The organism is Pseudomonas sp. W15Feb9B, assembly GCF_000828175.1.
Lineage (GTDB): Bacteria > Pseudomonadota > Gammaproteobacteria > Pseudomonadales > Pseudomonadaceae > Aquipseudomonas > Aquipseudomonas parakoreensis.
In genome coordinates this window covers 49,820-75,970 of record NZ_JTKF01000011.1, presented here as the reverse complement: position 1 = coordinate 75,970, position 26,151 = coordinate 49,820, and the positions used below count along the sequence as shown (strand labels likewise).

20 protein-coding genes and 1 other RNA gene are annotated in these 26,151 nt (G+C 57.1%); 11 read left to right on the top strand and 10 right to left on the bottom strand.

From position 1 onward, the window contains the following. Positions 1-26 precede the first annotated feature (26 nt). Positions 27-1,700: a DNA repair protein RecN gene (recN, locus tag OC71_RS07840; protein ID WP_041066773.1), complete on the top strand. Its 1,674-nt coding sequence runs from the start codon at positions 27-29 to the stop codon at positions 1,698-1,700. Between the two features lie 75 nt (positions 1,701-1,775). Here the strand turns inward: recN and fur are convergent, their stop codons facing one another. Further along, the gene (gene fur, locus OC71_RS07835) at positions 1,776-2,180 is read right to left on the bottom strand and encodes a ferric iron uptake transcriptional regulator (protein WP_003221515.1); all 405 of its coding nucleotides are present in this window, start codon (positions 2,178-2,180) and stop codon (positions 1,776-1,778) included. Positions 2,181-2,277: 97 nt separating this feature from the next. Between fur and OC71_RS07830 the strand changes: the two genes are divergently transcribed. Beyond that, positions 2,278-2,805, top strand: a complete 528-nt coding sequence (locus OC71_RS07830) for an outer membrane protein assembly factor BamE (protein WP_027610774.1) — start codon at positions 2,278-2,280, stop codon at positions 2,803-2,805. 61 nt (positions 2,806-2,866) lie between these two features. On the opposite strand, the gene OC71_RS07825 is transcribed toward OC71_RS07830, so the two are convergent. The 3 genes from OC71_RS07825 to OC71_RS07815 are packed head-to-tail and all read right to left on the bottom strand — an operon-like array spanning position 2,867 to position 5,019. Then, positions 2,867-3,181 carry an RnfH family protein gene (locus tag OC71_RS07825; RefSeq protein ID WP_041066768.1) on the bottom strand — a complete coding sequence of 105 codons (315 nt, stop codon included), beginning with the start codon at positions 3,179-3,181 and terminating at the stop codon, positions 2,867-2,869. Beyond that, positions 3,174-3,608, bottom strand: coding sequence for a type II toxin-antitoxin system RatA family toxin (locus tag OC71_RS07820; RefSeq protein WP_003221509.1), 435 nt, complete (start codon positions 3,606-3,608; stop codon positions 3,174-3,176). The genes OC71_RS07825 and OC71_RS07820 overlap by 8 nt, the downstream gene beginning before the upstream one ends. Positions 3,609-3,615: 7 nt before the next feature. Then, positions 3,616-5,019 (bottom strand): sodium-dependent transporter, encoded by a 1,404-nt coding sequence (locus tag OC71_RS07815; protein ID WP_041066764.1) that lies wholly within the window; start codon positions 5,017-5,019, stop codon positions 3,616-3,618. Between the two features lie 119 nt (positions 5,020-5,138). On the opposite strand from OC71_RS07815, the gene smpB reads away from it, so the two are divergent. Further along, positions 5,139-5,621 (top strand): SsrA-binding protein SmpB, encoded by a 483-nt coding sequence (gene smpB, locus OC71_RS07810; protein WP_003221505.1) that lies wholly within the window; start codon positions 5,139-5,141, stop codon positions 5,619-5,621. 129 nt (positions 5,622-5,750) lie between these two features. Here the strand turns inward: smpB and OC71_RS07805 are convergent, their stop codons facing one another. Further along, complete coding sequence (locus OC71_RS07805; RefSeq protein WP_041066759.1) at positions 5,751-6,518, bottom strand: FCD domain-containing protein; 768 nt, start codon at positions 6,516-6,518, stop codon at positions 5,751-5,753. A gap of 261 nt (positions 6,519-6,779) precedes the next feature. Here OC71_RS07805 and OC71_RS07800 point away from each other — a divergent pair, with 261 nt between their 5' ends. From OC71_RS07800 to OC71_RS07765, 8 genes are all read left to right on the top strand, one after another. Further along, a complete protein-coding gene (locus tag OC71_RS07800) occupies positions 6,780-8,474 on the top strand; it encodes a lactate permease LctP family transporter (RefSeq protein WP_027610771.1) in 1,695 nt (564 codons plus the stop codon). Between the two features lie 150 nt (positions 8,475-8,624). Next, entirely contained in the window at positions 8,625-9,449 is an 825-nt protein-coding gene (locus OC71_RS07795) for a (Fe-S)-binding protein (RefSeq protein WP_041066755.1), read from the top strand. After that, entirely contained in the window at positions 9,446-10,900 is a 1,455-nt protein-coding gene (locus OC71_RS07790) for a LutB/LldF family L-lactate oxidation iron-sulfur protein (protein ID WP_041066752.1), read from the top strand. The genes OC71_RS07795 and OC71_RS07790 overlap by 4 nt, the downstream gene beginning before the upstream one ends. Beyond that, positions 10,900-11,571 (top strand): lactate utilization protein, encoded by a 672-nt coding sequence (locus tag OC71_RS07785; protein ID WP_041066749.1) that lies wholly within the window; start codon positions 10,900-10,902, stop codon positions 11,569-11,571. Before OC71_RS07790 ends, OC71_RS07785 begins: the two co-directional genes overlap by 1 nt. Beyond that, the gene (locus OC71_RS07780) at positions 11,568-14,378 is read left to right on the top strand and encodes an FAD-binding and (Fe-S)-binding domain-containing protein (RefSeq protein ID WP_041066746.1); all 2,811 of its coding nucleotides are present in this window, start codon (positions 11,568-11,570) and stop codon (positions 14,376-14,378) included. Before OC71_RS07785 ends, OC71_RS07780 begins: the two co-directional genes overlap by 4 nt. Before the next feature lie 129 nt (positions 14,379-14,507). Continuing rightward, positions 14,508-14,786 (top strand): hypothetical protein, encoded by a 279-nt coding sequence (locus OC71_RS07775; RefSeq protein WP_041066743.1) that lies wholly within the window; start codon positions 14,508-14,510, stop codon positions 14,784-14,786. 97 nt (positions 14,787-14,883) lie between these two features. Next, positions 14,884-15,273, top strand: a transfer-messenger RNA (tmRNA) gene (gene ssrA / locus OC71_RS26840). A gap of 122 nt (positions 15,274-15,395) precedes the next feature. Further along, positions 15,396-16,136, top strand: coding sequence for a hypothetical protein (locus OC71_RS07765; RefSeq protein WP_041066736.1), 741 nt, complete (start codon positions 15,396-15,398; stop codon positions 16,134-16,136). Between the two features lie 458 nt (positions 16,137-16,594). Here OC71_RS07765 and OC71_RS07760 read toward each other — a convergent pair whose 3' ends face one another. From OC71_RS07760 to OC71_RS07740, 5 genes are all read right to left on the bottom strand, one after another. Continuing rightward, entirely contained in the window at positions 16,595-19,690 is a 3,096-nt protein-coding gene (locus tag OC71_RS07760) for a type I restriction endonuclease subunit R (protein ID WP_041066733.1), read from the bottom strand. A gap of 366 nt (positions 19,691-20,056) precedes the next feature. Continuing rightward, the gene (locus OC71_RS07755; protein WP_041066730.1) at positions 20,057-21,226 is read right to left on the bottom strand and encodes an AAA family ATPase; all 1,170 of its coding nucleotides are present in this window, start codon (positions 21,224-21,226) and stop codon (positions 20,057-20,059) included. Position 21,227: 1 nt separating this feature from the next. Next, entirely contained in the window at positions 21,228-22,463 is a 1,236-nt protein-coding gene (locus OC71_RS07750; RefSeq protein ID WP_041066727.1) for a restriction endonuclease subunit S, read from the bottom strand. Beyond that, positions 22,460-24,019 carry a type I restriction-modification system subunit M gene (locus tag OC71_RS07745; protein ID WP_041066724.1) on the bottom strand — a complete coding sequence of 520 codons (1,560 nt, stop codon included), beginning with the start codon at positions 24,017-24,019 and terminating at the stop codon, positions 22,460-22,462. The genes OC71_RS07750 and OC71_RS07745 overlap by 4 nt, the downstream gene beginning before the upstream one ends. Before the next feature lie 903 nt (positions 24,020-24,922). Beyond that, positions 24,923-25,963 (bottom strand): DMT family transporter, encoded by a 1,041-nt coding sequence (locus tag OC71_RS07740; RefSeq protein WP_041066894.1) that lies wholly within the window; start codon positions 25,961-25,963, stop codon positions 24,923-24,925. Positions 25,964-26,151: the final 188 nt, after the last annotated feature.

The window sequence follows — 26,151 nt, the reverse complement described above, 5'->3', positions numbered from 1 at the left end:
AGACCTAAAGCCTGGGAGCGGCCTTTATGCTGGTGCACCTGTCCGTACATAACTACGCCATCGTTGAACATCTCGATCTCGAACTTGATCGCGGGATGAGCGTGATCACAGGGGAAACCGGCGCCGGCAAGTCGATCATGCTCGACGCCCTGGGCCTGACCCTTGGCGACCGCGCCGACAGCGGCGTGGTTCGCCCGGGCGCCGACAAGGCCGACATTCTGGCCACTTTCGACCTGGTCGACATTCCCGAAGCTCATGCCTGGCTGGCCGAGCGCGACCTCGAAAACGACGGCCCGTGCATCCTGCGCCGGGTGATCACCGCCGAAGGCCGTTCGCGCGGCTATATCAATGGCACACCTTGCCCGCTCGGTGATCTCAAGGCCCTCGGCGAACTGCTGATCGATATCCACAGCCAGCACGAACACCAGTCCCTGCTGAAAACCGACACTCACCGGCGCCTGCTCGACGAATATGCCGGCGCTACTGATCTGGCCCGTCAGGTGCAACTCGCCGCGCAGCGCTGGCGCCAGACCCGCCAGGAACTGGAGCGCCTCTCCAACTCGGGTGACGAGCAACGCGCGCGCCACCAATTGCTCAGCTACCAGCTCGAAGAACTGGAGAACCTCGGCCTCGGCGAAAACGAGCTGGAACAGCTAGAGCAGGAACACAAGAACCTGACCAACGCCGAAACCCTGCTTGGCATTTGCCGACAGGTGGTCGAGCAGTGCAGCGAAAGCGATTCCGGCAACGTACTGAATGCACTGACCGCCAGCCTCAACCGCCTGTCGAGCGTGAACAACTCGGTGGGCGCACTGGGCGAAGCCAGCAGCTTGCTGACCAGCGCGCAGATCCAGGTCGAAGAAGCCGTGGGCGAGCTCAATCGCTTCCTCGACAACTTCGATGCCGATCCGGCGCGCCTGCAATATCTGGAAGAACGCCTCGACGCGATTTACACCTTGGCGCGCAAGCACCGGATCCAGCCAACCGAAGTCGCCGAGATGCAGCAGAAATTGCTCGATGAAATCGAGACATTGAATGCCAACGACGAATCCATCGAACGCCTGGGTGATGAACTGGCCTCTTATGCCCGCCATTATCAAGAGAAGGCCCGGGAGCTGAGCGACTTGCGCCATCAGGCCGCCAGCAGCCTCGCCAGCGCCGTGGAGCAAGAGATCCAGCGTCTGGGCATGCCGGGCGGACGCTTCACCATCGAGCTGCGCGCCAACACCAGCGACGAACTACAGCCTAACGGCCTGGAGCAAGTCGAACTGCTGGTCAGCGCCAACCCTGGCCAGCCGCTCAAAGCGCTGGCCAAAGTAGCCTCCGGTGGCGAGCTGTCGCGGATCAGCCTGGCAATTCAGGTGATCACCGCACAGACCTCACGGGTGCCAACCCTGGTATTCGACGAAGTGGACGTGGGCATCGGCGGGCCGACAGCGGAAATCGTCGGTCAGTTGTTGCGGCGTCTTGGCGATCGCGGCCAGGTGCTGACCGTGACGCATTTGCCGCAAGTGGCGGCGCAGGGTCATCAGCATTTATTTGTGCACAAGGTTCGCGGTGAACAGGCTACCCACACCGCCGTGTCCAAACTGAGCAAGAACGACCGTATAGAAGAAGTGGCGCGGATGCTAGGCGGCATCGACTTGACCAAAGAGTCCTTGGCTCACGCGAAAAAAATGGTGGTCACGGCAAAAGTTTAAGAACGGCAGAAAGCACGAAGGCGACCCTTGGGTCGCCTTCGTTCGTTTCGCGAACCTGAAATTCGCGCGACATGCTTACTTTTTCTTGCGTACGTACAGCACCAGATTGTGATCTACCAGATCAACACCGTGCTCCTCGGCAATTGCCTTCTGGAGCTTTTCGATTTCCGGACTGACGAATTCGACGACTTCACCGGTTTCCACGTTGACCATATGGTCGTGGTGGCCACCGTCGGCCAGTTCGAATACCGCGTGGCCACCGTCGAAGTTGTGACGGACCACGAGGCCAGCAGCTTCGAACTGGGTCAGAACACGGTAAACCGTGGCCAGACCGACGTCCTCGCCCGCTTCCATCAACGCCTTGTAGACGTCTTCGGCACTCATGTGACGCTGCTCGGTAGAGTCGAGCATTTGCAGGATCTTGACCCGTGGCAGGGTCACTTTGAGGCCGGCTTTGCGTAGTTCGCTATTTTCAACCATGGTCAGCTTTCTCGCGATGCTGCTTCGCAGCTTCTCTTAATGCGGGTATGATCGGCGTTTACGTTGTCCCAGCCAAGATAGTGGAAGTCGCCCACCGATGCAAAACACCAAGCTCTTGCTAACCAGTTTCACCTTTGTGGGACTGCTCGCACTCGCCGGTTGTTCATTCCCCGGGGTTTACAAAATCGACATCCAGCAGGGCAATGTCGTCACGCAGGACATGATAGACCAGTTACGCCCGGGAATGACCCGTCGGCAAGTACGGTTTATCATGGGCAACCCTCTGCTGACCGACACGTTCCATGCCGATCGCTGGGATTATCTGTACAGCCTGCAACCTGGTGGCGGTGAACGCCAGCAGGAGCGCGTGAGTGTTAATTTCAACTCCAACGACCAGCTTGTCAGCCTGTCCGGTGACTTCATGCCGGGCGTAAGCCGTGACGAGGCCATTCTCGGTAAGGACAGTGGCACCAGCGTGACCGCACCTGCTGAAAACGCCGAGAAGCCGAAGCCGGAACAACCCGCCAAACCAGGCTCCTTGCTGGATTCGATCCAGAAGGATGTGGACGGTGTTGAAACCGTTCCGGTTCCGACGCCTGAACCGCTGGACACCTCGCCGCAGTAATGTGCGAGGCAATAAAAAACCCGGAATTTCCGGGTTTTTTATTGCCTGCGATCTGGCCAGGCTACTGATTTCGCGCTTTGGCCTCGGCAGCCTTGGCCGCCCGCAGGCGTCGCACCTCTTTCGGATCCGCCAACAACGGCCGGTAGATCTCGATGCGCTCCCCCGCCTGAATCAAGCGACCCTGTGGATCAGCTACCACCTTGCCGAAGATCCCCAGCGGACAATCACTCAGATCCAGCTCCGGAAATTCATCGCCAATACCTGACTTGAGCACCGCCTCACGCACTGTCGTCCCTTCAGGGACGCTCAAAGTGCGCAGAAGCTGACGATCCACGGCGGCATACACCACTTCAATCTCGATCACCGGATCAACCATGCATCTGCTTGGCACGCTGGCAGAACGCATCCACCAACGTATTCGCCGCCTGATTGAACAGCGGGCCGAGTGTTGCGCGCACCAGCGGGCCGGCGTAGTCGAAAGACAGGTCAAGACTGATCTTGCAGGCCTTCTCGTTCAATGCCTTGAAGACCCAGACACCATGCAGCTGATTGAACGGGCCTTCTTCCAGGTTCATCTCGATCGACTGCCCCGGCACCAGCGTATTGCGCGTGACGAAGTGCTGACTGAGACCGCCCTTGGCCACGCCAACGCTGGCGCGCATGTGTTCAGGCGAGCTTTCCAGCACTTCGGCGGACGAGCACCACGGCAGGAATTCCGGGTAACGCGCGACGTCGTTGACCAGGTCGTAAAGGAATTGCGCCGGGTAGGGCAGCAACGCCGAACGTTGAATATGTGTCGTCATGTAAGCGTTACTTCCAGAGCTGAGCGGCAAACACTACAAGAATGCCGATAGGCGCCACGTAGCGCATCAAGAACAAGGACAGGGCAAACAGCGCCGGGTTACGAATCGACAACTCGTCACGCACCGCCTCACGCCCCATCACCCAACCGGCAAACAGCACGAAGCACAGGCCACCGAGCGGCAACATGATCCGCGAGGTGAAGAAGTCGATCACGCCGAAGAAGTCCAGACCGCCCGTCGCACCCCATTGGTAGAGATGGAACAGCCCGCCTTCGTTCACGAAAAATTTGGCTTCCTTCCAGATATTGAAAGAGAAAACCGTACCCAGACCGACGAACCAGCAGATGAACGCCAGCCAGAAAGTCACCCAGCCACGGCTGATTTTCGTGCGTTCAACCAGATAGGCCACCATCGGTTCAAGCAAGGAAATCGCCGAGCTCCAGGCGGCAATCGCCACCAGGACAAAGAACACCACGCCCATCAACTGGCCGAAAACCACGTTACCGAAGGCAAATGGCAGACTGACAAACATCAGGCCCGGGCCTTCGCTAGGGTTCAAGCCGCCAGCAAACACAATCGGAAACAACGCCAGACCGGCCACCAGCGACACGAAGGTGTCGAGCAGTGCCACACCGACCACGGTGCCGGACAACGAGGCTTCCTTGGTCATGTAAGCGCCGTAGATCATGATCGAGCCGACGCCCACACTCAGGGAAAAGAACGCGTGGCCCATGGCGGGCAGCAAGCCGTCGAGGACTTTTTCCGGATGGAAGTCGAACATGAAATGCACGCCTTCCATGAAATGCCCGGTAGTCATGCTGTAACCCAGCAATACCAACACCATCACGAACAGCAGCGGCATCATGATCCGCAGGCTGCGCTCCAGCCCGGCAACCACGCCTTTGGCGATCACTACGGCCGACAACAGCATGAAAACTGTGTGCCAAAGTGTCAGACGCCAGGGATCGGAGATCACATTGCCAAAATAAGCGCCGACCTGCTCCGCCGTAGCGCCCTGGAAGTCGCCGCGCCCCATGTCGATGATGTAATCCAGCGACCAGCCGCCGACCACACTATAGAAAGACAGGATCAGCAGCGCCGTGATCATCCCGGCAAACGCGCCCCACGACCACTTGCCCGAATGCCCGGCCTCCCGCGCCAACACCTTCAAAGCGTTCGCCGGACTCTGCCGCGCGCGCCGGCCGATCAGGGTTTCAGCCAGCATGACCGGGATCCCGATCAATGCGATGCAGGCGAGAAACATCAGCACGAAGGCGCCGCCGCCGTAGACCCCGACCATGTAGGGGAATTTCCAGATGCTGCCCAGTCCCACGGCCGAACCGGTCGCGGCGAATATGAAAACCCAGCGGCTAGCCCAACTGCCGTGGACAGAAACCTTGTCTGTCGACATTGAATATCACGCCCAAGCGTTAGAAAAAGAGGCCGCATTGTCCGGGATTCACTCAACCTGCTCAAGCACGCAGCATCACCGTAGCCGAGGATCATTTATCTCCATATAATGCCGCCCCTATGGCTAAACAGAAGAAACACCCAACAGGGACCATCGCGCAGAACAAAAAGGCGCGACACGATTACTTCATCGAACATCGTTTCGAGGCTGGTCTGGTCCTGGCCGGCTGGGAAGTAAAAAGTCTGCGGGCAAGCAAGCTGCAACTGGTCGACAGTTACGTGCTGCTCAAGGACGGCGAAGCTTGGCTTCTCGGCAGTCACATCACGCCGTTGATGACCGCCAGCACCCACGTCATCGCCGATCCGACCCGCACCCGCAAACTGCTGCTCAATAAGCGCGAGCTGGAAAAACTCGCCGCTGCCGTGCAACAGAAAGGCTATGCCTGCGTGTGCCTGTCCTTCTACTGGAGCAAGCACATGGTCAAGTGCGAGATTGCTCTGGGCAAGGGCAAGAAGGAATACGACAAGCGTGACACCGAGCGCGAACGCGACGCCGGTCGAGAGCTGCAGCGCGCTGTGCGCAACAAGGGCAAGGAAGAATAATTTCTTCTGCCTGATACTGTGGCGAGGGAGCTTGCTCCCGCTGGGGCGCGTAGCGGCCCTCGCTTTAGCAGAGGGCTTCTGCTGCACATGCGAGCGGGAGCAAGCTCCCTCGCCACAATCAAACTGCCGTCACATTCCCTTGCGCCGCTCCGCCCGAGCCATGCGCTGAACTTCCTGCCGCACCTCTTCCAGCACTTCCTGCACATACAGAATGTGCCGACTGGAAACCTCCCGCGCCTGCTCCGCACGCCCTTCGATAATCGCCAGATACAGCTCCCGGTGCTGAGAGATCAGCATGTCGCGGGTTTCCGTGCGTTGTTTGTACATACCGCCGATGTTGGTCACCACGTTGCGCTTGAGCAAATCGAAAAGCCCGCGAATGGTGTGCAGCAGCACCGCGTTGTGGCTGGCTTCGGCAATCGCCAAATGAAACTTCGCATCCGCCGCGCCCTCTTCCACCCGGCTCACTTCGTCATGCCGCGTGTAGCAATCCTGCAGCTCGTTGAACGCTGCGGTCAGGCGCTCACGATCCACATCCGTGGCGCGCAATGCTGCGTAATAGGCACACGATGCCTCCAGTGTATGCCGAAACTCCAGCAAATCGCGCTGTGCTTCGGGGTTGCTCTCCAGCAGCAATAGCAGGGGGTCGCTGAAGGTCGATCCGAGGGTTTCCACCACGTAATTGCCGCCGCCCTGGCGACTGACCAGCAAGCCCTTGGCCGCCAGTTTCTGGATCGCTTCACGCAACGACGGACGCGACACGCCGAACTGCTCGGCCAAGGTGCGCTCAGCCGGAAGCCGCTCGCCGGACTTCAGCGTGCCCTCGAGGATCATCCCCTCGAGGCGCTCGACAATATCGTCAGACAAACGGCGCTGACGAATCTGATCAAACCCCATAACTCATTTCTCCACGATCCCGACCGCTCGCCGGGCTCTCTATTCTGGCCTATCGGCGCCCCGCCGACACCTGTCAGAGCACATTTGCCCGACCGGATCAGATGCCTTCTGCACCGCTTATTCGACAAAAGTTTCAGGGCGACAAATTGACACACCGATATCAAGGCTTTTACCCTAGCCAACAGCGATTGTAAATTGGTATTACCAATTAACCAAGAACGCTGACAGTGCCTGACCAACAACAATTAGGGGCCACCCCATATGCAAACCTGGCAACAGCTCTATACCCCGCTCGGCAGTCTCGGCGTCTCCGCACTCGCGGCCGTCATCCCCATCGTTTTCTTCTTCCTGGCTCTGGCGGTGTTCCGCCTCAAGGGTCATGTGGCCGGCAGCATCACGCTCGCCCTGTCGATTGCCGTGGCGATTTTCGCCTTCCACATGCCGGTCGACATGGCTTTCGCCGCTGCCGGATACGGCTTTGCCTATGGTCTGTGGCCGATTGCCTGGATCATCGTCGCGGCGGTGTTCCTCTACAAACTGACGGTCAAGAGTGGTCAGTTCGAGGTCATTCGCAGTTCGGTACTGTCGATCACCGACGACCAGCGCCTGCAGGTGTTGCTGATCGGTTTCTGCTTCGGTGCATTTCTTGAAGGTGCCGCCGGCTTCGGCGCGCCAGTGGCGATTACCGCCGCGCTGCTGGTCGGTCTCGGCTTCAACCCGCTGTACGCCGCCGGCCTGTGCCTGATTGCCAACACCGCGCCGGTTGCCTTCGGCGCACTGGGGATTCCGATCATCGTGGCCGGCCAGGTCACTGGCATCGACGCGTTCAAGATCGGCGCCATGACCGGCCGCCAGCTACCGCTGCTGTCGCTGTTCGTGCCGTTCTGGCTGGTGTTCATGATGGACGGCCTGCGTGGCGTGCGTGAAACCTGGCCGGCAGCGCTGGTTGCAGGCCTGAGCTTCGCCGTGACCCAGTACTTCACTTCGAACTTCATCGGCCCGGAGCTGCCGGACATCACCTCGGCCCTGGCCAGCCTGATTTCCCTGACCCTGTTCCTCAAAGTCTGGCAGCCAAAACGCGCCGCCGGTCAGCACATCGCCGGCGCCGTGTCAGCCTCGGTGGTAACCGCCAGCGCCGGCGGTTTCGGCCAGAAACGCAGCACCGTGGCGTCGCCTTACAGCCTCTGGGAAATTTTCATTGCCTGGTCGCCGTTCCTGATCCTCACCGTGCTGGTAACCATCTGGACGCTGAAACCCTTCAAAGCCATGTTCGCCGCCGGCGGTTCGATGTATGCCTGGGTGTTCAACTTTGCCATCCCGCACCTGGATCAACTGGTGATCAAGACGGCTCCGATCGTCGCTACCCCGACCGCGATTCCGGCCGTATTCAAACTTGACCCGATCTCGGCGACCGGCACGGCGATTTTCTTCTCGGCGCTGATCTCGATGCTGGTACTGAAGATCAACTTCAAAACTGGTCTGACCACTTTGAAAGAGACCTTCTACGAACTGCGCTGGCCGATTCTGTCGATCGGCATGGTCCTGGCGTTCGCCTTCGTCACCAACTACTCGGGCATGTCTTCGACCATGGCGCTGGTCCTGGCCGCGACCGGCGCAGCCTTCCCGTTCTTCTCGCCGTTCCTCGGCTGGCTGGGCGTGTTCCTCACCGGCTCGGATACCTCGTCCAACGCCCTGTTCAGTTCGCTGCAGGCGACCACCGCACACCAGATCGGCGTCAACGACACATTGCTGGTGGCGGCCAACACCAGCGGCGGCGTGACCGGCAAGATGATCTCGCCACAATCGATTGCCGTCGCCTGCGCTGCGACCGGGCTGGTGGGCAAGGAATCGGATCTGTTCCGCTTTACCCTCAAGCACAGCCTATTCTTTGCCACGATTGTCGGCCTGATCACTCTGGCCCAGGCCTACTGGTTCACCGGCATGCTGGTGCACTAATCCTATAAACAAAACGGAAATAACCGACGCCGGTTCGTGATTCCGGCGTCAGCAATTCACCACCCGGTCTGTAAGGCTGCTGAAAGCAAGGCGCTTTATATTCAGCAGCCGCCACAGACGGATAACCGGGCCCACCCGGAGACACGCCTGATGAGCGAGCTTTTTTACAACGCTGTGCCCAACGCCACGCGCGTCGCACCGCCACTGCCCGAACCTCGGCAGTACCCCAGCGAAAAACCGTCGCGGGTCTACCTGTTCGGCACCTGCGTGGTAGACCTGTTCTACCCCGAAGCCGGGATGGACGCGATCCACTTGCTGGAGCGCGAAGGCATCCGTGTGGAGTACCCGCAAGGGCAGAGCTGCTGCGGGCAACCGGCCTACACCTCGGGTTACACCGAGCAGGCGCGGACGGTCGCGCGCGCGCAACTGGCGCTGTTTGCCGGGGATTATCCGGTGGTGGTGCCGTCGGGTTCCTGCGCAGGCATGCTGCGCGAGCATTACGCCGACTTGTTCAAGGACGAGCCGGCAACGCTGAAACAGGTACAGGCCCTCGCGGCCCGCACCTATGAACTGGCCGAGTTCCTGCTGTTCGTCTGCAAGGTGCAGCTCAAGGACAGCGGCGAACCGGTCAAAGTGGCGCTGCACACTTCGTGTTCGGCACGTCGCGAAATGAATACCCACCTGCACGGCCGCGAGCTGTTGGCGCAGTTGAGCAACGTGGAACGGGTCAACCACGATCACGAAAGCGAATGCTGTGGCTTTGGTGGGACATTCAGCGTCCGTATGCCAGACATTTCCGGCGCGATGGTGGCGGACAAGACCCGGGCGTTGAAGGAATCCGGCGCGCATCAGGTCTTGAGCGCCGACTGTGGCTGTTTGATGAACATCAACGGCGCATTGGAGAAACAAAAAGAAGCGCTGCGCGGGCAACATCTCGCCAGCTTTCTTTGGCAACGGACCGGAGGTGCGCAATGAGCACCTCGACGATTATTCCTACGGTTGCCGTAGAAGAAGACTTCCGCACCCGGGCGCATAACGCCTTGGGTGATCAGCAGTTACGGAACAACTTCCGTACTGCCATGGATTCACTGATGACCAAGCGGGCCGCGGCGTTCAGCGATGCCCATGAAAGAGAACACTTGCGTGCCCTGGGCAACTCGATCAGGGCGCGTGCGCTCTCCAAGTTGCCCGACCTGCTCGAGCAACTGGAACAGAACCTGACCCGCAACGGTGTGACAGTGCACTGGGCGGAAACGGTGGACGAGGCCAATGGCATCGTCCTTTCGATCATCCGCGCTCACGAGGCGCGGCAAGTGATCAAGGGCAAATCGATGGTCAGCGAAGAGATGGAGATGAACCATTTCCTCGAGGCTCAAGGTGTTGAATGCCTGGAGTCCGACATGGGGGAATACATCGTCCAACTCGACCACGAGAAGCCTTCACACATCATTATGCCGGCGATCCACAAGAATGCCGGTCAGGTCGCGTCCTTGTTCCACGACAAACTTGGCGTGGAGTACACCAAGGACGTTGACCAACTCATTCAGATCGGTCGCAGAGTCCTGCGGCAGAAATTCTTCGAAGCGGACATCGGCGTTTCCGGCGTCAACTTCGCCGTGGCCGAAACCGGCACTCTGCTGCTGGTGGAAAACGAAGGCAACGGGCGCATGACCACCACCGTGCCGCCGGTGCACATCGCCGTCACCGGCATCGAAAAGGTCGTGGAAAACCTGCGCGACGTGGTGCCGCTGTTGTCGCTGCTGACCCGCTCGGCGTTGGGCATTCCGATCACCACTTACGTCAACATGATCTCCGGTCCGCGCAAGGAACATGAACTCGACGGCCCGCAAGAAGTGCATCTGGTGCTGCTCGATAACGGTCGCAGCCAGGCCTTTGCCGACAGCGAACTGCGCCAGACCCTCAACTGCATCCGCTGCGGTGCCTGCATGAACCATTGCCCGGTTTACACCCGCGTCGGAGGCCACACCTACGGCGAGGTGTACCCGGGACCGATCGGCAAAATCATCACCCCGCACATGGTCGGTCTGGCGAAAGTCCCGGATCACCCGAGCGCTTCGTCGTTGTGCGGTGCCTGCGGTGAAGTGTGCCCGGTGAAAATTCCGATCCCGGCAATTCTGCGCCGATTGCGCGAAGAAAACGTCAAAGCCCCGGACAGTCCGCATCAAGTGATGCGCGGCCAGGGCAGCAAGTATTCGCGCAAGGAACGCTTCATCTGGAACGCCTGGGCGAAACTCAACAGCTCGCCGACGCTGTATCGGTTGTTTGGGTTCTTCGCCACGCGCCTGCGCGCCCTGACCCCGAGCAATGTCGGGCCATGGACGCAAAACCACAGCGCACCGAAACCCGCCGCCCGCTCACTGCACGACATGGCCCGCGAACATCTGGCCAAACAGGGAGACCGCTGATGAGCGCCAAGCAAAATATCCTCGCCAAGCTACAGAAAAGTCTGACCGGCGCCACACCGATTGCCGACGACTTCGACGTCGATCTGGTGACCCAGCCTTATACCTACAGCGCCGAGCAACGCATCCCGCAACTGCGCAAACTGATGGAAGCGGTACACACCGAAATCCATCTGACTACCGGCGCAGACTGGCCGGCGCTGCTCGCGCAATTGCTGCGTGACCGTCAACTGCCAAGCCTGCTGATCGCACCGACGACGCCTCACGGGCAGCGCATCTCACAACACTGGGCGAACAATCCTGATCTGCCGACGCTGAAGTCCTACAACCGCCCGATGGAAGAGTGGAAAGCCGAGCTGTTCAACGACACCCCGGCCAGCCTGACCGGCACCCTCGGCGCCATCGCCGCCACCGGCAGCCTGATCCTCTGGCCAACCCGTGAAGAGCCGCGACTGATGAGCCTGGTGCCGCCGGTGCATTTCGCCCTGCTCAAGGCCAGCGAAATCCGCGACAACTTCTATCAGGTGCAACAGGAATTCGAGTGGGCCCAAGGCATGCCGACCAACGCGCTGCTGGTGTCCGGCCCGTCGAAAACCGCCGACATCGAACAAGTGTTGGCCTACGGCGCCCACGGCCCGAAAGACCTGGTGGTACTGATCCTGGAGGACCAATGACGCTTCCGGTGAATTTCCTGCGTGATGCGCAGCAACTGATTCCAGCGGAGCGCCGCTTCGACGATCCGCTGTCGACCTTGGCCTTCGGCACCGACGCCAGTTTTTATCGGCTGATTCCCAAACTGGTGATCCGCGTCGAGTCCGAAGATGAAGTGGTAGCGCTGCTGAAACTGGCCCAGCGCGATCAAGTCCCGGTGACCTTCCGCGCCGCCGGCACCAGTTTGTCCGGGCAGGCGATCAGCGATTCGGTGCTGATTGTGCTGGGGGATAACTGGAACGCTCGCGAAATTCGCGATCAGGGCCTGCAAATCCGCCTGCAGCCTGGCGTGATCGGCGCACAAGCGAACGCGTGGCTGGCACCGTTCGGGCGCAAGATCGGCCCGGATCCGGCATCGATCAACGCCTGCAAAATCGGCGGCATCGTCGCCAACAACGCCAGCGGCATGTGCTGCGGCACCGCGCAAAACACCTATCACACACTCGCCGGAATTCGTCTGGTACTGGCCGACGGCAGCCGGCTCGACACCGAAGACGCAGCCAGTGTCGCCGCGTTTCGCGAAAGCCACGGCGAACTGCTGGAGCGCCTGGCGACGTTGGGCCGCGAGACCCGCGCCAATGCCGAACTGGCGGCGAGAATCCGCCACAAATACCGTCTGAAAAATACCACCGGCCTGTCGCTCAACGCCCTGGTGGATTTCGACGAGCCTGTGGATATCTTGAGCCACCTGCTGGTCGGCTCCGAAGGCACGCTCGGCTTCATCAGTGCGGTGACCTACGACACGGTGATCGATCACCCGAACAAGGCCTCGGCGCTGATCGTGTTCCCGGATGTGGAAACCTGCTGCAACGCGGTCACGGTGCTGAAAAACCAACCGGTGTCAGCGGTGGAACTGCTGGACCGACGCAGTCTGCGTTCGGTGCAGGACAAACCGGGCATGCCGGATTTCGTACAACACCTGTCGAACAATGCCTGCGCGCTGCTGATCGAATCCCGCGCCGCCTCTTCCACGTTGCTGCAGGAACAACTGGCGCAGATCATGGCTTCGCTGACCCGTTTCCCAGTGGAAAAGCAGGTCGACTTCACCGAAGACCCGGCCGAGAACGCCAAGCTCTGGGCCATCCGCAAGGACACCTTTCCCGCCGTCGGTGCCGTGCGTAAAACCGGCACCACGGTGATCATCGAAGACGTGACCTTCCCGGTCGAGCAACTGGCGATCGGCGTCAACCGCCTGATCGAGCTGTTCGACAAACATGCCTACGACGAAGCGATCCTTTTCGGACACGCGCTGGAGGGCAATCTGCACTTCGTCTTCACCCAAGGCTTCAACAGTCCGGAAGAAGTCGCACGCTATCAAGCGTTCATGGACGACGTCGCGCAACTGGTGGCGGTGGAGTTCGGCGGTTCGCTGAAGGCTGAACACGGCACCGGGCGCAACATGGCGCCGTTCGTTGAGCTGGAATGGGGCAGCGATGCGTATCAGTTGATGTGGCAGCTCAAACGCCTGCTCGACCCTAACGGCATCCTCAACCCGGACGTGGTGCTCAGCGAAGATCCGCAGATCCACCTCAAGCACCTGAAACCGCTGCCGGCAGCTGACGAGATTGTCGATAAATGCATCGAATGCGGCTTCTGCGAACCGGTCTGCCCGTCGAAAGGCCTGACCCTCAGCCCGCGCCAGCGCATCGTGATCTGGCGTGACATTCAGGCGAAAAAACGCGCCGGCGTTGACACCACCGAGCTGGAAAAGGCCTACGAGTACCAAGGCATCGAGACCTGCGCCGCGACCGGATTGTGCGCTCAGCGTTGCCCTGTGGGCATCAATACCGGCGAACTGGTGAAAAAGCTTCGCGGCCGACACGCGACGCATCAGAAAACCGCTGACTGGATCGAAGGAAATTTCGCCAAGACCCTGCAAGGTGCACGTTTCACTTTGCACGTGGCCAATGGCGCACGGATGCTGCTGGGCGCACCGCGTCTGGCGAAGCTGTCGGCAACCCTGACGCGCTTGTCCAAGGGCCAGGTGCCGCTGTGGACCAACGCGATGCCGCAACCGGAAAAAGCCATTCGCTTCAGCCCGAGCGTCTCCGACGAACGCCCGCGCGTGGTGTATCTGGCGGCCTGCGTATCGCGGGTGATGGGCCCGGCGGCGGGTGACAAGGAGCAGATGTCGCTGTACGACAAAACCCGTGGCCTACTGGAAAAGGCCGGTTACCAAGTGGTGATCCCGGACAATCAGGACAACCTCTGCTGCGGTCAGCCGTTTGCCTCCAAGGGCTACGCCGAGCAGGCCGAACACAAACGCCAGGAACTGATTAGCGCCCTCCTCCATGCCAGTCGTGGCGGGCTCGATCCGATCTATTGCGACACCAGCCCCTGCACCTTGCGCCTGGTGCAGCACGTGGGAGATGTGCGCCTGGATCTGTACGACCCGGTGCGCTTCATTCGTACGCATCTTCTCGATCGACTGGAGTTCACCCCGCAAGAGGCACCGATTGCGGTTCATGTGACCTGCAGCACGCAGCATCTGGGCGAAAGCCAGGCGCTGATCGATCTGGCGCGCAAATGCAGCAAAAACGTGGTCATCCCCGAAGGCATTCATTGCTGCGGGTTTGCCGGCGACAAGGGCTTCACCACCCCGGAATTGAACAGCCATTCGCTGCGCACCCTCAAGGACGCGGTGCAGCATTGCAGCGAGGGGATTTCCACCAGCCGCACCTGTGAGATCGGCCTGACGCAACACGGCGGTATCGACTATCACGGACTGGTCTATCTGGTGGATCGGGTGACCCGGGCCAAGGCCTGCTGAAGAAAAATAGAACCCTTGCGTGCGACCGTAGTCCACAGAACAGGCCCCGGAAAACGGGGCTTTTCCTCCCATCGGTTGCCCGTCCTGACGGCCAGCGCAGTCTGGATCCCTCAGTTCAAGGAGATACACATGAAACGTTCTGTACTGTTAGGTCTGTTCGTTACTGCCTCGATGATGGCCTCCACCTCGTTCGCCGCCGACAAACCTGCCGACCTGTGCGATGCCAACATCCAGACCATCAACAATGCCAAGGGGCAGTTGTCAGCGAACCCGGAACTCAGTCAGCGTGCCGAAGCCAGTGTGAGCAAGGCACAGGCGCTGAAAGCCCAGGGCAAGATTGATGACTGCGTAGCGGAAACCTCGCAAACCATCACAGAACTGCGTAAATCCACCGGCACCAACAACTGATTCAAGGCCTCGGCCAACCTTCGGGTTGGCCTTGCCGGCCGTTTGGCGTACACTGCACAGGCTTGTTGCCTCAGCTGATGTACGAGGCAATGAGTTCGGGGCCGATTAGGATTCGACGCCGGTGACGAAACTTTAGGTGCATGCCGACTTGGTAACAGAAGTCGTAAATCCACTGTTGCAACTTCTTATAGTTGCCAATGACGACCAATACGGTGCTGCTCTCGCTGCTTAATTGCAGCTGACATGCACTCCTGGTGCCTTCGGGCCCAGCAATCATCAGGGGATGTCTGTAAACCCGAAATGATTGTCATATAGAACAGAATCGCCGTGCAGTACGTTGTGGACGAAGCGGCTAAAACTTACACAACTCGCCCAAAGCACCCTGCCCGTCGGGTCGCTGAGGGTTAACTTAATAGACACGGCTACGCATGTAGTACCGACAGCGGAGCACTGGCGGACGGGGGTTCAAATCCCCCCGGCTCCACCAAATAAGCGTTACAAATAAGGCACTTAGCGTTTCTCGCGAGTGCCTTTTTTGTGTCTGAATGGGTGGTTTTTGGCTCGTTATGCCACCTTAGTAGCGTCACCAATTCCGCGGGGGAAAAGGGCATGGGCGAGTTACAGAATCCGTTTGCGCGAATCTACGAGCGGCTTGATAAAGCACGAGGGCAAGCTACACACTTGACAGTGCTCAGAGCGTGGGCTTTGACTCTGGGCGTTCCCGCCACGGGCGTGGTTGATATCGCAAGGGCGCTGATGGACCTGGATGCCGAGGTCCAGCAATGCAAGGAGCTCGCTGAAAAATTTATTCCAGGCGACAAACAAAAATTTATTGCTCCACTAGAACGCACGCAACAGTTACTCAAGCAAATGGATTTGAATGCGCAATGGAGCAGTTACGTCAGCTATCTGGACGAAAATACAATGCTTGCACTGGAATTCGGCGTATATGCGATGTCGCAGTTTCATCCAGCTACGTCACCAGAGAAATCAGGAAAAATCGACGGCTTCGTGCAAAAACTAGATCAACTACTCGCCGAATGCCTTGAGTCAGAAATGACTCCAGCATTGAAAAAAGTGTTCATCAAACACTTGGAGTCAATCAGAGCCGCGATTCTTGGTTTCTTAGTCGATGGGCCTGAAGCCCTAGAGGCGGCGGTTGATGGCGCGGTCGGCGCAATGCTCAGGCATGGAGAGAATATAAAATCCGAGTCGGAAACTGGGAAAGCATTTATTGCTGACTTTTTTAACGTTTTGGGCAAGGTCAATGATTTGGTTTCCGGGTATCAGACAACCGCTCAGATAGCATCATCCGCTGCGCTGACTCTTTTGCTACCACTGATCAACTGAACCCTATAAATGACCGATCGCCCAGATGTCAAAACTGGTAACTTTTCAGTCTACATCTGGATGCCCATCTTCTATCCAGGGCTTTCGAGCAGCTCAAAGTCGCCTGCATTGTAAGCAAAGTCCGAAATCAAGGCCTCGACCAGACACGCCCTGTCAGCGTGTGATTGTCGCACAGTGAATTGTGCACGCCTGTAACGCGATCAGTTCATGGTCGATGGCGATGATTAACTCTTTGAACATGAGTTTGGGGCAGGTGCGGCACGAATGCATCATCGGACGAGCGGAACATTATGTTTCTAACGAAAGACGAAATGACTGCACTTACTGGGTATGAGAAGCCTACAGCCCAATCGCGTGGGCTGCGCGAGAACTTTTCAGTTTATTCTCGGAGGGGACGGTGTATAACAATCATTCCAGCACTCCAAATATTAGGCAAGGTATCGCTAACAGGTCGCCCTTTAAATTTGCCCCCCAACACCCTTAAACTTATCAACAAAAATAGCAATTTTTTGAAAGACACTTTGTTTCTTTGCCAAATAAGCCGGATTAAGCGGACTCATCTTAGGTAAAACGGAACTGAGCTCAGTTCCATTATCGCTAGCGAATTCCCGCTTTAGCGAAGTGGCGATGTAGCGCTTAGCTGCCCCTTCATTCAGTTCCTCATCGCTGATCAGCTCTTGCGCCTCGCGCCGCTGCTCTGATTGAGCGAAAGAGTAAAAAGCGTCGATCACACTAGCCTTGTCACCAATCCGATCAAGCTCGGTCTGGTTGATGAAGTCCACCACCAAGCTTTCTTTGGCGCGATTGCCCAAGCTGGCGCGAATCACCCGGCGCATCTCCTCGACCAGTGCCGCCTTGCCCTTGACCTTCTTGTTCTTCTCGAAGATCAGCTCGAGGATGTAATCCAAGTTGATTTCTTGGGACTTGAGCAGATCCACTTCGAACACCACATCATCCCAGTCAATAGTGGATTTCCCTACTTCGTTACCCACTTTCTCCCGCCGCAGCCAATCTCGGATGTCATTGTAGGTGGACCGGTAATCCTGGACTTTGCGCTCGACAGGCAGGCGGATGGTCTGCAGCTCGGCTAACTTCTCGTCATCCAGATGGTGTTCAAGCTTAAGTGCTTCCACGGCCTGAGCATCGCTGATATCGACCGTCTGCAGCGCCTTGAGCGCGGCAAACTCGTCGTAGTTCTGCAGCACGTTTTCCACGCGCAAGTAGTCGCCGAACAACTTGGCGAAGGCTTTCTTCTCCGATTCCTTGATGATGTTGGCCGGGTCGGGAAAACGCTGCTCCAGCTCCGTCACCACATCCATGAAGCCACGCCGCGCCTCACCGGTCATCGTGTCGGTGAAGCCCTCCATATACTCCTTATAACTTTTTTCCAGCACCACGTTGCGCGTATTCTTGTCACCGAACAGCGTGATGGCGTCGACCGTGGCCTGCTCCAGATCGCGGAAGGTCACGATATTACCGAAAGTCTTGGTGGCATCGAAGATGCGGTTGGTACGTGAATAGGCCTGGATCAGGCCGTGATAGCGCAGATTCTTGTCGACGAATAGCGTGTTGAGCGTTGGCGCATCGAAGCCGGTCAGGAACATGCCTACCACGATCAGAAGGTCGATGTCCTGATCCTTCACGCGCTTTGCCAAGTCGCGGTAGTAGTTCTGGAAGCCCTTGCTGTCAACGCCGAAACTGCTTTTGAACAACGCGTTGTAGTCAGCAATCGCCGCGCTCAGGAACTCTTTAGCGGTGCTATCCATCGCCAACACTTCGAAGCTCTCATCGACAATGTCGCCAATGGCGTCCTGTTCTTCATTGGGGGCAAAGGAGAAGATGGTGGCTATGCGCAGCGGCTTGTCACTGCCGTCCTGCAGCGCCTGCAGCGTCTCGTAGTAAGCCTTGGCGGCATCAACGCTGCTCACCGCTAACATGGCATTGAAGCCCTTGTTTGCTCCCTGCAAACGATGGGTCTTCTGGCGAAAATGCGTGAGCAGGTACTGCGAGACTTCACGGATGCGCGTGGGGTGGAGCAAAGCCTGGCGGTTCTCCGCAGCGCTGAGCTTCTTCTCGTCCTGCTCGGCTTCCAGAGCCTTGAACTGTGGACGGACATCGTTGTAGTCCACCTTGAATTTGAGCACCTTCTCGTCACGGATGGCATCGGTGATCACATAGGAATGCAGCTCGCGGCCAAACACGCTAGCGGTTGTATTGGCGCCCAGCGCATTTCTTGGGAAGATCGGCGTGCCTGTGAAGCCGAACTGATAGAAACGCTTGAACTTCTTCAGATTCTTCTGCGCCTCGCCAAACTGGCTGCGGTGGCACTCGTCGAAGATGAACACCACCTGCTGGTGGTACACCGGCAGGTCGCCTTCGCTTTTCATCAGGTTGTTGAGCTTCTGGATGGTGGTGACGATGATCTTGTTGTCGTCCTTGTCCAGGTTACGCTTGAGGCCCGCAGTGCTCTCCGAGCCATTGACGCTGTCGGGTGAAAATCGCTGGTACTCCTTCATGGTCTGGTAATCCAGATCCTTGCGATCCACCACGAAGAACACCTTGTCGATGAACTCCAGCTCGGTGGCCAGGCGCGCAGCCTTGAAGCTGGTCAGGGTCTTGCCCGAGCCGGTGGTGTGCCAGATATAACCACCGCCCTCGGTGCTGTTCCAGCGCTTGGCCTGCCAGGCACTGCGGATCTTCCATAGGATGCGCTCGGTGGCGGCAATCTGGTACGGGCGCATTACCAGCAGAGTGTTGCTGACGTCGAACACCGAATAGGTGAGCAGTACATCGAGCAGGGTGCGCTTCTGGAAGAAGGTCGCGGTGAAGTCTTTCAGATCCTTGATCGGGCTGTTGTCGGCCTGCGCCCAGTTCATGGTGAAGTCGAAACTGTGCTTGTTGCGCTGCGTGGTGTTGGCGAAGTAGCGCGTATCGGTGCCATTGGAAATCACGAACAGTTGCAGATACCTGAACAGCGAATGTTCGGTATTGAAGCTCTCCTTGCTGTAGCGATGCACCTGATTGAAAGCTTCGCGGATCGCCACGCCACGCTTCTTCAGCTCCACCTGCACCAGTGGCAAGCCGTTAACCAGAATCGTCACGTCGTAGCGGTTGGCGTGACTGCCCGCCTGCTCGAACTGCTTGATGACCTGCACCTTGTTGCGGGCCAGGTTCTTCTTGTCCAGCAGGTAGATATTCTGGATGCGCCCGTCATCGAACACGAAGTCATGGACATAATCGTCGTGAATTTTGCGGGTCTTGTCGACAATACTATCGCTGGGCTTGTCGAGCCAGCTTTCCACGAAGCGCTCCCAGTCACCGTCGGAAAAGTCGACGCTGTTCAGAGCCTGCAACTGGGTCCGCACATTAGCCAGAAGTGCCGGCATCGTCTTCAGCCCGGTGGGATGCTCATAGCCCTGATTGACCAGATCCTGGATGAACTCGCGCTCCAGGTCGCCTTCGCTCTGGTAGCTCTCGGCAACTTTCCATTCTCTGGCGTACCCGTCGAGCACGATGAAGGTGTTGGACTCGGCGATGGTCTTGTAGTCAGTCATTACTTGGGGGCTCCCGATGCCTCTGTGCGAGTTCGCTTTTAATTTCCTCCACCGTTAGCATGTGCGAGTGCCCGGCCAGTGGAATGTCCTTTGATGAATGAGCTGACGCCCCTGGGTTTATGGATATCGCGCAACGCGTCTTCCGTATCCAGTTTGTCCTTGTCCTTGCAGGGGATCAGGCCTATGGTCGGCTGTCAGCAGCTCTGCACTCACTGCCAGCACTGCCAGCACTGCTCGGGTCTGCGACCTTTGAATGCGCTGCTTGATGGTAGCCAACGCCTGTCGGCAATGGCTAGAGCGAGCGATGCTGGTCCTGTCTAAGATGTTCACGAAAGAAAACCGATCCCAGTCAACATAATGCGCTCATTAACCATTTCCCCGCTCCTGCTGCCAGTAACCAAAGGTATCCAAGTTTCTAAGCAGTAACCCGACCATCTCTTTCTCGGGCGGTGTCGGCTCAGCGATTTCTTCGTTGGATAAAGTGTTGTGCGGATAGAAATTCATCACCCGAGTGGCGTAAGCCTTTCTTTCCTCCGGCAGCAGCTCAGACCATCTTTGATAGCCCAGAAAATTGGCGGTCTTTTCATACAGATTACGTAGCAGCGCAAAATGGTAGCGTTGCACATTGTTAGTTTCGACTGCTTGCTCGATAAGCGATTTAATGTGCAGATGGTAAGAAAAGCTCTTGTTCGAGTCGCCCTTCTTTTCCTCATGTACAAAGGTACCATCATCTAAACGACTGAGAATGTAACCGCTCTTGGCACCTACCTCATTGTAAAGCACGTTATAGAATAGGGCGCTGTGCGTAGAGACGATGAATTTAACGTCCGATGCACTCGAACTGATCAACTGCCCCAGATTCACCGCCAACTGAATCAAATGATTCTCATCCAGGGAGCTAACTGGATCGTCAATGAATACATACTCCAGCTGGTTGAATTGATCAGTTTCACGGTCAGCTGGCTCAGCAACATTGAGCACGCCAATCACCTGCTCGAGCAGCGTATAGAAAATACTCCAGATGAAATTACTTTCTTCGCCCTTGGATATTTTCAGATTACTCGAACGATCATCATTTCCACGTTCCAGAGAAAAAGTCACCTCCGAAAAGGCTTTGAGGGTCACTTCGCCTGTTTTCTCGTCCTTTTGCTCTGCATTGAACCGCGGCGTTAGCTTATCGTTGGTATAACGCTGAAAAGTCGTAATGACATTCCGATCTTGCCCCTGATCCATCAGCACCCAGTCCGTGAAGGTATTGGGCTGAATTTTAAGCTTGGGCTCGGTATCTCCGGTCAAATCATTGTCCCAATAGAACAGATCTTCGGTAAAAGCGTTGTAATAGAGAATCTTATTACGCGACAACCCTAGTTGGTTAGCCTCATCATCGTCTTCACCGCCATTCGCTTTCGGGACAATCAGCTGCTTGAACTCACGCGACAGGCGTGTCTTGCCCGTGCCGTTGAAGGCATAGATCAGCTGCACCTTCTTGTTGGCGTTCTTCAACTGCTCGGCGACCTCGGTCAGCGTCTTGCTCATTTCAGGCCACCGCCTCTTCCGGCTTAGGGAAGCCCAGCAGCAGATCACGGTAATACTCGTATTGCTTTTGACGCAGTTCGATCTCGCGGGGCAAGCCATCGCTGATGGAGTTGGTGAGGGTGTCAAACTTGTCAAGAATAGCGACGATGCGAGCCTGTTCTGCTAGCGACCTTTCATGATCATCGGGATATGGAACAGGAATCCTAACTTCTTTCCTTATACCCTCGATGAGTATGCGTTTAACTTTCCCACTAGACACATGCTTAGTCTTCTGAGAATTGAATGAAGCTGTTTGCATCGCGTAGGAGATATACTTTGGATTCATTGTATGGCGAAAAGCATAGCTATCGTCGTGAATGGCCACACTCTGAGTTCCTAGCCACGCAACAGCCTTACATACATCCTCTACCGTTTCGCCAACACCTGCCATGACAACATCACCCGGCTCCGCATAGCGCAGCGAACCAGCCATATCATCTCTAACCTTTGAAAATGCGTGGTCCGCCCACACACCATATCGGGTATATATTTCACCGTAGTGAATGACGCGGATGCCTTCTTCGACATAATCGGCCTTGGTAAATCGCTTCCCACGAATGAACTCGCCAATATCCCCTAGCGCCTTCCACTCAACATCCCCGCCCATCTCTTTAAAACTCAACAACTGTTCGCGATAGTAATTGTATTGTTCTCTTCGGGCGGTCAGCTCGGCGGTCAGCTCGGCGGTCAGCTCGGCGGTCAGCTTGGTGAAGGTGTCCAGTATACGGACGATTTCGGCTTGGATTTCAAGCGATCTTTTGGTGTTCTCTGGGCAGGGTATAGGTATTTTGTAGGTCGAGACCGCCTCTGTTGGCAAGTGTGCAGGAATAGCGTCCGTAGCCAATGACTGGATGTCGTACTGATTTTTTTTTAAGTAATAAAAAAGGTATCGATTGTTGAGTGCTACGCCTGGCTTTATACAATAGCAGACATCATTTGCCCAAAAGTCTGCCTCAATGAGATTAACAAAACCAGCGGTGCCATACTTAACGATGGTGATCGTATTCTTTTTTTGATTAAAGTCATCGTAAAACCCCATAGGGGTAACGCCCCCGCTAAAAACGGGGTATTTTTTTTCTGGACTCAATTCACTTTTTGTCACACGACGACCCCTTTCGATAGTCGCGCATGACTCCAGCGCCATCCACTCCACACCGACCCCATTGAGCAGCTTCGCCAAGAAGTTCACGCCACTCATGCCCCAAACTCCTCACCTTCAATCTCCGCCACAATGGCATCAATATCTTTACGCAGTTGGTCGATGCGGGCCACGGTCGTCTTCAGAGCGGTGCTGAGCAGGGCAATGTCCACCACTTCACGGGTATCTCTAGCTTCCACATAACTGCTGACCGACAGGTTGTAATCATTGGCGGCCACCTTTTCCAACGGCACCGATCGGGCGAAGTGATCCAGATTCTCCTTGCTGTCGAACACACGCATGATCCGCTCGATATGCGCGTCCTCCAGTAGGTTGTTGTTGGTGCCTTTCTTGAACAGCGTGCTGGCGTCGATAAACTGGGTGGTGGTATCCAGCTTGTGCTTGGACAGCACCAGTATGTTGACGGCGATGGTGGTGCCGAAAAACAGATTGGGCGCCAGCGAGATCACCGTTTCCACATAGTTATTGTCCACCAGGTACTGGCGAATCTTCTGCTCGGCGCCGCTACGGTAGAAGATGCCGGGGAAGCAGACGATAGCGGCGCGCCCCTTGGCCGAGAGATAGCTGAGTGCATGCAGCACAAAGGCGAAGTCTGCCTTGGATTTGGGCGCCAGCACGCCGGCCGGAGCAAAGCGGTCGTCATTAATCAGCGTGGGATCATCACTGCCGATCCATTTCACCGAATAGGGCGGGTTGGACACGATGGCATCAAAGGGCTTGTCATCGCCAAAGTGCGGATTACGCAGCGTGTCGCCCAACTGGATGTTGAACTTGTCGTAGTTGATGTTGTGCAGAAACATGTTCATCCGCGCCAGGTTGTAGGTGGTGTGGTTCACCTCCTGACCGAAGAATCCATCCTCGATTACATGAGCATCGAAGTGCTTTTTGGCTTGCAGCAGTAACGAGCCAGAGCCGCATGCCGGGTCGTAGATCTTGTTGACGCTGGTCTGCTTATGCATGGCCAGTTGGGCGATCAGTCTGGACACATGCTGCGGGGTGAAAAATTCCCCGCCGGACTTGCCGGCATTGGCGGCGTAGTTGGAGATGAGAAATTCGTAGGCGTCGCCGAACAGATCGATATGGCTGGCATCGAAGCCGCCAAACTCCAGCTTACTCACTCCCTTGAGCACATCCGCCAAGCGCTTGTTCTTGTCAGCGACGGTATTGCCCAAGCGGTTGCTGGTGGTATCAAAATCGGCGAACAGCCCCTTGATGTCCTGCTCGGAGGCGTAGCCATTGGCCGAACTCTCAATGGCGGCAAAGATTCGCGCCAGATCGGTATTCAGGCTGTCGTTGCTGCTGGCCTTGTCGGCCACGTTACTGAACAGCTGGCTGGGGGAAATGAAATAGCCCTTGGTCCTGATAGCGTCATCTTTGGCGGCGGCGATCAGCGGGTCATCATCCTCCATCGCCGCGTAATCAACCGCGCTGTCGCCGCCGGTGATGTAGTCAACGAAGTTCTCGCTGATGAAGCGGTAGAACAGGGTGCCAAGCACGTACTGCTTGAAGTCCCAGCCATCGACAGCGCCACGCACGTCATTAGCGATGGCCCAGATCTGACGTTGCAGGGCGGAACGTTGTTGGGCACTGGTCATACTGCTTATCCTGTTTCAATGCGGTTTTCATGATCATTCCAAAGTATTCGGACCTGACCTGAATCGTGTTATATGCGTGTCGAGCCGACGTTGGCACAAGGATGCTCATTCTATGTGCTCCCTTCAATTAGATATACTGTCGTGGGCTTTCTTTGCACCCTACAATCAATAACATACCCACAAAAATACGCTGATTTTTGTGGTTTGATGACACAGTGAAACCGCCCGCCGTGCGGAGAATGCCGATACCGCTTCTCGTGCTCTTTCCGCTGCCAGCGTGAGGATCTGCCCTCTGAGGTTGGGCTGAGGGTTAGCTCGAGACTTCGTACGCAGCCCAGTTTGTGCGCGTCGCAAACCTGGACGAGTTAATCCAGATGAGACTGTCTGAGGATTTTTTTCGGTGCAGATCTTCGTTTTAAAGATATTTCCCGAAACGTTACCGACACCGCACAGCTGAAGGCACCTGGGAATAAGTGGCTCCCCGTCTGTATTGCCGCTGACCGAAAGCTCACCCGGTAAAGGTGCCTGCTAATTCGAGCGTGGGGGCAGATCGCAGAGGTGGACATATGTATCGCAACAGTGAAGTGCCTGCGAGTGGGGACATCATACGAGCAAGAGCAACATCAACAGCACGACCTTTTGCTTGATAGATTCGATCCCGATTCCTTTTTGGGGGCGAAGCTAAAAAGCACCGTCCATCGGAAGCCAGCCCCCCAGCATTCCAAGTGGTATTCCGAGAATCTTTACCAATAAATTATTAACTAGTAAAAACATATAGATACCGATTTGTTTCAAATTACCTCGGCCCACCAACTCTCAACGACAAGGCCCGCCAAGTGCGGGCCTTGTCGTATCTCGCGTTTCACTCCCGCTTCACCGCCAAACGTCGCCCCCCACGCCAACTCAATGCCCATGCCGATGATGCACATCCGGAAAATGCGCATGACTGTGCCGCATCGGCGTATGCACATGCCGATGACTATGCGGCTCCACCCCATCCCACTCAAACCCATGCGTATGTTGATGATGCTCATCGTGTGTATGCCGATGATCATGCTCAAGCCATTCGTGCTGATGTTCATGAACATGGTTTTCCATCAGATGAATCCATACGCCCACGGCCATTAACGCTGCTGCGAGCAGGAACATCAGCGATATCGATTCGCCCAGCAGCAGAATCGAGATGCCTGCGCCGAGGAACGGTGCGGTGGAAAAGTAGGCGCCGGTGCGTGCGCTGCCGAGGCCGCGCAGGGCGAGGATGAACATTACCAGGCTGACGCCGTAGCCGAGAAAGCCGACCAGCATGATCGGCACCAGCGAGGTGGCGGCGGGTAGCTGGCTGTCGATGACCAAGGCCAGTGTGCAGTTGACCAGACCGGCCACGAGGCCTTTGCTGCCGGCGATGAACAGTGCGTCCGAGGCCGAGACTTTACGGGTCAGGTTGTTGTCGATGGCCCAGCAAAAGCAGGCGAAAGCCACAGCCAGAGGCCCGGTCCAGTCTTGCGCCGAGACGGCCTCTTGTTGCCAGGACAGCACGACGCCACCGGCGACGATGGCGAGCATGCCGATCACGATTCGGCGGTCGGCATTTTCCTTGAACACCACCCACGCCAGCAGCGCCGTGAGCACGGATTCGAGGTTGAGCATCAGTGACGCGCTCGCGCCGGACGTTCGGGTCAGACCGAACATCAGCGCCACTGGCGCCAACACGCCGCCGAAGCCGATGGCGCCGAGCAGCCATGGCCATTCACCGGTGCCGAGCCCCGAAGGCTTCCAGCCACGATCGCGGGCAAAACGCAGAACGGTCAAACCCAGACCACTGCCGAGATAGAGCAACCCGGCGAGCAGAATCGGCGAAATCTGTACCCCCAACAGTTTGGCGAGGGGCGTACTGGCGCCAAACAGCGCTGCCGCAATCAATGCGTAGAGAACGCTCATATTCATGCCGGGATCACTCGCTGGGGCCGATGGAATACCAGCCAGCATCATGGCAAAACTCAGGTGAGAATTATGTGAACAACTGATTCGTGTCAGGGAACACGGCCTCTGGCACGTGCTCAAATCCAGCAACATTTAATCCGCGCAATCTCTGGGCGATCGCTCGATGCAGCTTCTATGCTGCGAACATCGAG